The sequence below is a fragment of the uncultured Nostoc sp. genome (genome assembly GCF_964245445.1).
Taxonomy (GTDB): Bacteria; Cyanobacteriota; Cyanobacteriia; order Cyanobacteriales; family Nostocaceae; genus Nostoc.
Window position 1 is genome coordinate 1 of sequence record NZ_CAXTNE010000393.1, and the last position, 5519, is coordinate 5519.

Here is a 5519-nt window from a genome sequence, read left to right on the forward strand (position 1 = left end):
TTGAGATTTTTGCACAGATACGGTAATCGTAAGTGATTCACCGGACTTGATATGAGTCCTATACTTGGTTTATTATGACCCTTGTTCTTGGTATTAAGTATAAAGAAGTAGAAAATTTGTAAAACTTCTCATGCTATTTGATGCATTTAAAAATCGGAAATCTCCTAAAATCGAATTTATCAAGACTGAGCCAACCTGGCGCGTAGCGTGGGGAACAATTGATGAAAATTATGAAGATATCGCTTGGCGAGATGAAAAAATTTCTGTAATTCTCCCACGCACAGCTTCTGGATTTTTGACGGAAAAATTAGCAATCAGTTCTGAAGGACGATTTGTTGTTGTTGGTGATGTTTGGTTAACTAACCGAGTGCAGTTGCTGCAAAAGTTGGGAATTGAACCGGATAGGTTTAAAGGAAGTTTTCTGCAACTGGTTGCCAATCTCTGGGAACAATGGGGCAATCAATGTCTTAGCCAACTTGTGGGGATGTTTGCGTTAGTGATATGGGATAGAGAAAAACAGGTATTGCAGTTAGTTCGCGATCGCATCGGTGTTCGTACCGTGTATTACACTACCACTGGTTCGGTTCGTTGGATTGCGCCTCAACTGAGAACTTTATCACCCTATCGTTCATCCGATTTAGATTAGTGGCGTTGCGAGATTATCTTTGTTGTGCCTTTATTCAGGAGAACGAACGCTTTGAGAACAGGTGCGGGAACTGCAACCTGGAACGGCGTAAATAATCAAAGGTTTGTAGTGTTCGCGTATCGTCTCGTAGAGAGGACTAGAGCCGGTCTCTACAAACTAATTTCAATATTTTTTGCATTAGTTAAAATAGTTTGGATTATTCTTACCGACTTACTTAAACTAAAATTTTTAAATTTTTTTAACTGGATAGTTATTTCTATCTTTTTACAGTAGCCATATAAATAGATTTTTAACTACAATATAAATCTATTCTGGAATTTGGCTTTTCTACTGTGTAATTACACGTAGAATAAATCAAGTCTAGAACTCTTAATAAAAAATTGCAGATAACAAACTAATGACACAGCCTAACTCGCAAGACAAAAATAGCTTTCTTTACCCTCGTAGCCGATATTATGGTAATTTCCAGCCAGAGACTTTAGCATTTAATGCTAACCTCCAAGAATTTGCCCAAAAAATTAGTTACATTACTTGCCTAGAAACAGGTGGAAAGCTGTCTCCAGAAGAAGCTTACGAGCAAATTAGGGCGCTTTGGAAACAGTTGAAACATAGTAAAAAGGAACTGGCTATTGGCGGAAATAAAGAAATTTAAGCTTTTCACAAAATGCACGAACTATTGTTCAAGCAACTTTTATGTGATTTTACTCTCACTAGACTTAAAAAAGGAGGTTAGCCCATTGCATCCTTATATATTCTTGGGAAGATTTTGTATCCAAAATTACAATTCAATTTAACAATTAGCATTCCTTTTATCTGTCCTACAAAGCTTAAGCTAATTGATAATTAAAAACTAAAAATCAAGATTTTCAACTACATTTTACGAAAATAATTAGGGATTTTTAGAATAGTGGGATAGATTCGATTGGGGCTTACCGAGATAACGAAGTTAGTCCCACCCATCCACTGATATTAATGCTAGAGGCAATTCGAGCATCTGGGGCTACCGTTGAAGAGTTGCTTTTGAAGCCATTAGCAACACCTCATATTACTCAACTAGTTACTGACACTTTCAACTGCGAGTCATCTCAGGCAGAACCTTTAGCTGATTTGCTGTTTCAAAAAAGCCAAGGTAATCCCTTTTTCTTGACTCAGTTATTAAAAGTCCTACATCAAGACAATCTTTTGAAATTTGATTACCGTTCGGGTTTATGGCACTGGGATCTTAACAAAATTAAGGAACAAGCCATTACCGATAATGTAGTCGATTTAATGGTGAATAAAATTCAAAGACTCTCAGAACCAACGCAGCAAGTTTTACAATTAGCTGCTTGTGTTGGGAACCGTTTTAATTTAGAAATTCTAGCTGTAGTAAACGAAAAATCTGCATCGGCAACAGCAATTGATTTATGGGAAGCTTTGCGGGCAGGATTAATTCTTCCTTTGAGCGATACTTACAAAATTCCTCAGTTGTTGAATCAGTCAGAATTGGCAACATACTGCAATACTGCTGTACAAGTTGACTATAAGTTTTTGCACGATCGCGTTCAGCAAGCTGCCTATTCTTTAATTCCAACTGACCAGCAACAACAAGTACACCTGAAGGTTGGAAAATTATTATTACATAATACTGAAAAAGCCCAGTTAGAAGAACACCTTTTTGATATTGTCAACCATCTCAATGCTGGTAGTTCATTGATTGTGGAACCAGTAGAAAGATATGAACTAGCGGAATTAAATCTGAAAGCAGGTCAACGGGCAAAATCATCTTCGGCATTTGTAACTGCACTCAAGTTGCTAAAAACAGGAATGAGTTATCTACCTGAAAATAGCTGGCAAGATAATTATTTACTCACCTTAACATTATATTTACAAGTTGGAGAAGCAAAATTTTTAAATGGTAAATATGAGAAAGCTTTGCTGATTTTTGAGCAGACATTCAATCAGGTTCAAACTACTCTTGATATGTGTCGGGTAAATGAATATCGGATTATGTGTTATCGGATGGAGAATGATTTAAACTCCGCATATAAAATTGGGTTAAATACTTTGGAGCTTTTAGGCTTGGAGTTTACAGCTTATCCCGATGATGCATATCTATTGGAAAAACTTAATCAAACCAAAAAAGTTATTGGCGATCGCTCAACTTTTAGTCTCGCAGAACTACCGCCAATGCAAGACGAAGAGAAGTTAATGGCTCAACGCATCTTAAAAGAAGTCTGGCCTATTGCCTACTTTTTAGGATCTAAAGCGTTGCATATCACATCGATGAATATAACTCAACTTTCAGTTCAGTATGGCAACTCACGAATTTCGGTATTTGGCTATATGCTTTATGCTTTTAATTTGGTGTTTCAATATGGTGAAGTGGATTCAGGTTATGAGTTCGGTGAGCTATCTTTGCAGTTGCATGAAGTTTTAAGAACGAAGGAATTAGAAGCAAATATTTTGAATATGTGGGGTGGTTTAGTTTGTCACTACAAAGACCATATTAGCGAGAGTAAACCTTATTTATTGAAGGGATTTAATAGTGGTTTAGAAACAGGTTCTTACCAGTGGTCTGGTTATTGTTCAGTTAATTTTTTATGGCAATCATTATTTGGAAATGAATCTTTGGAAAAAACCGCAGAAATAGCCGAAGATTTTATTCCTAGCCTCCGCAAGATTGACAAAAATATGTTGAACTATCATCTGCTGGCTATGGAAGCGATCGCTAACCTGACTAAGCCAGCAGGCAAGATTGACGAGCTTGTTGGAGCTTGGGCAGATGAAGGGCAAGTGCTAGAGTTTGCGTTGGCATCTTCGGATATGTTGAGTGCATTTGTAGTTTACATCTATAAACTTGCGCTCTGTAACTGGTATGGAGAATATACCAAAGCTGTTGAGTATGCAGACAATGCGGAACAATTTGTTGGAGGAGCGCGAGGGATTTTTATTAATCCTGTTTTCTATTTTCACCAAAGTATTGCCTTAGCAGGGGCTTATGTGGAGGTAGATACCGAAACTCAAGCCATTTATCTGCATAAACTAAATGCCAACTTAGAAAAATTCCAGCAATGGGCAATACACTGCCCAACCAATTATCAACACAAGTTTCTGCTGATTCAAGCTGAAATTGCTCGGATTCACCAACAAGATTATCAGGCAATGGAACTGTATGATAAAGCGATCGCTTCTGCTGCCGAAAACGGTTATTTACAAAATGAAGCCTTGGCAAACGAACTAGCATTTCGATTTTACTTGGCCAAGGATAGGAAAAACTTTGCCAAAGTTTATTTTAAAGAAGCCCGCTATCGCTATCTAAAGTGGGAAGCTAAAGGTAAAGTCCAGCAACTGGACGAACAATATTCCCAAATTTTTAGAGATGCAGCCGAGGAGGTAACTGGACGGGGTACGGCTACAAAGCAGATTCAGGATATTTCTGAAGCTAAAACCCAAACTCTAGATATCAGTACAGCGATTAAAGCATCCCAAGCACTCTCAAGCGAGATGGAGTTAAATCCTCTGCTGGAGAAAATGATGACGATCGCGATCGAGAATGCTGGTGCCCAAATGGGTTATCTACTTGTAAAACGAGAAAACCAGTGGGTGATTGAAGCCGAAGGAAGCATTGATCGAGATCAAGTGACAGTGCGATCGTCCAGTCTGTCTCAAGTAAAGCATAAACTACCAGTTTTGCTGATTAATTATGTTGAAAGAACAAAAGAAAATTTGGTTTTAGACGATGCTAGCCACACAGAGCGTTTTGTGAGTGACAACTATATTGTTGCCAATCAACCCAAATCAATTTTGTGTTTGCCTTTCTCTCATCAGGGTAAGCTAACTGGAGTTCTTTACCTGGAAAATAACCTCACCACCGGAGTCTTTACCGCAGAGCGATTAGAGGTACTGAAGTTGTTAACCTCGCAAGTTTCCATCTCTATAGAAAATGCTCGGCTCTACACAAATTTGCACATATACTCCCAGGAGTTAGAGATTTCAGAAACAGAAGCGCGTGAGAAAGCAAAACAGCTAGAACACACGCTCGATGAATTGAAGCTCACCCAGTCCCAGATGGTGCAAAGCGAAAAAATGTCTAGCCTAGGGCAGTTGGTAGCAGGCGTTGCTCACGAAATCAATAACCCAGTCAGCTTTATCTACGGCAATCTTACTTACCTTAATAATTATGTCAAAGACTTGATGAGTGTAGTGCAACTTTATCAGCAGCAAAACCAGAATTTACCGCCTAAAGTTCAGAATAAGATAGATGCGGTTGACTTAGATTTTTTGATGGAAGACTTACCTAAGCTGTTGGCTTCCATGAAAGTGGGAACCGATCGCATTCGCCAGATTGTATTATCTTTACGAAACTTTTCCCGCCTAGACGAAGCTGAAGTCAAAGCCGTTGATATCCATGAGGGCATTGATAGCACCCTGATGATTTTGCAAAATCGGCTTAAACCCGAACCAGACTCTCCCGGAATTCAGGTAATACAGGAGTACGGTAACCTGCCACCTGTACAATGCTATCCTGGCCAACTGAATCAGGTATTTATGAACCTGATCGCTAATTCGATTGACTCTTTGGAAGAATTTAACAAACATCGAACTTACGCCGAGATTGCACGTCAGCCAGGCATCATTACAATTCGTACTACTGTTGAAGGCGATTTTGCCGTCATTCGTATTGCTGACAACGGTTCTGGTATCAGCGAAAATGTGCGGCAAAAACTCTTCACACCCTTTTTTACCACCAAACCTGTTGGTAAAGGCACTGGTTTAGGGCTATCTATTAGTTACCAGATTGTGACTAATAAGCATCGAGGACAGTTGGAGTGTGTACCGATTTTAGGACGAGGGGCTGAATTTATGATCTCTATCCCCCTTAAGGCAATGC

Annotated in this window: 3 protein-coding genes; all 3 read left to right on the forward strand. The window is 38.9% G+C overall.

What is annotated here, in order from left to right; all coding sequences use genetic code 11:
- Positions 1–130 precede the first annotated feature (130 nt).
- Complete coding sequence (locus tag ACFE90_RS35675; RefSeq protein WP_375506982.1) at positions 131–646, forward strand: hypothetical protein; 516 nt, start codon at positions 131–133, stop codon at positions 644–646.
- 397 nt (positions 647–1043) lie between these two features.
- Positions 1044–1298 (forward strand): hypothetical protein, encoded by a 255-nt coding sequence (locus tag ACFE90_RS35680; RefSeq protein WP_375506983.1) that lies wholly within the window; start codon positions 1044–1046, stop codon positions 1296–1298.
- A 320-nt stretch (positions 1299–1618) separates the two neighbouring features.
- A partial coding sequence (locus tag ACFE90_RS35685; protein WP_375506984.1) for an ATP-binding protein occupies positions 1619–5519 on the forward strand: 3901 nt, incomplete at its 3' end.

What these genes read in the sequence shown, in the direction of transcription:
- ACFE90_RS35675 (WP_375506982.1), top strand. Translation starts at nt 131, where the DNA reads ATGCTATTTGATGCATTTAAAAATCGGAAATCTCCTAAAATCGAATTT.
- ACFE90_RS35680 (WP_375506983.1), top strand. Translation starts at nt 1,044, where the DNA reads ATGACACAGCCTAACTCGCAAGACAAAAATAGCTTTCTTTACCCTCGT.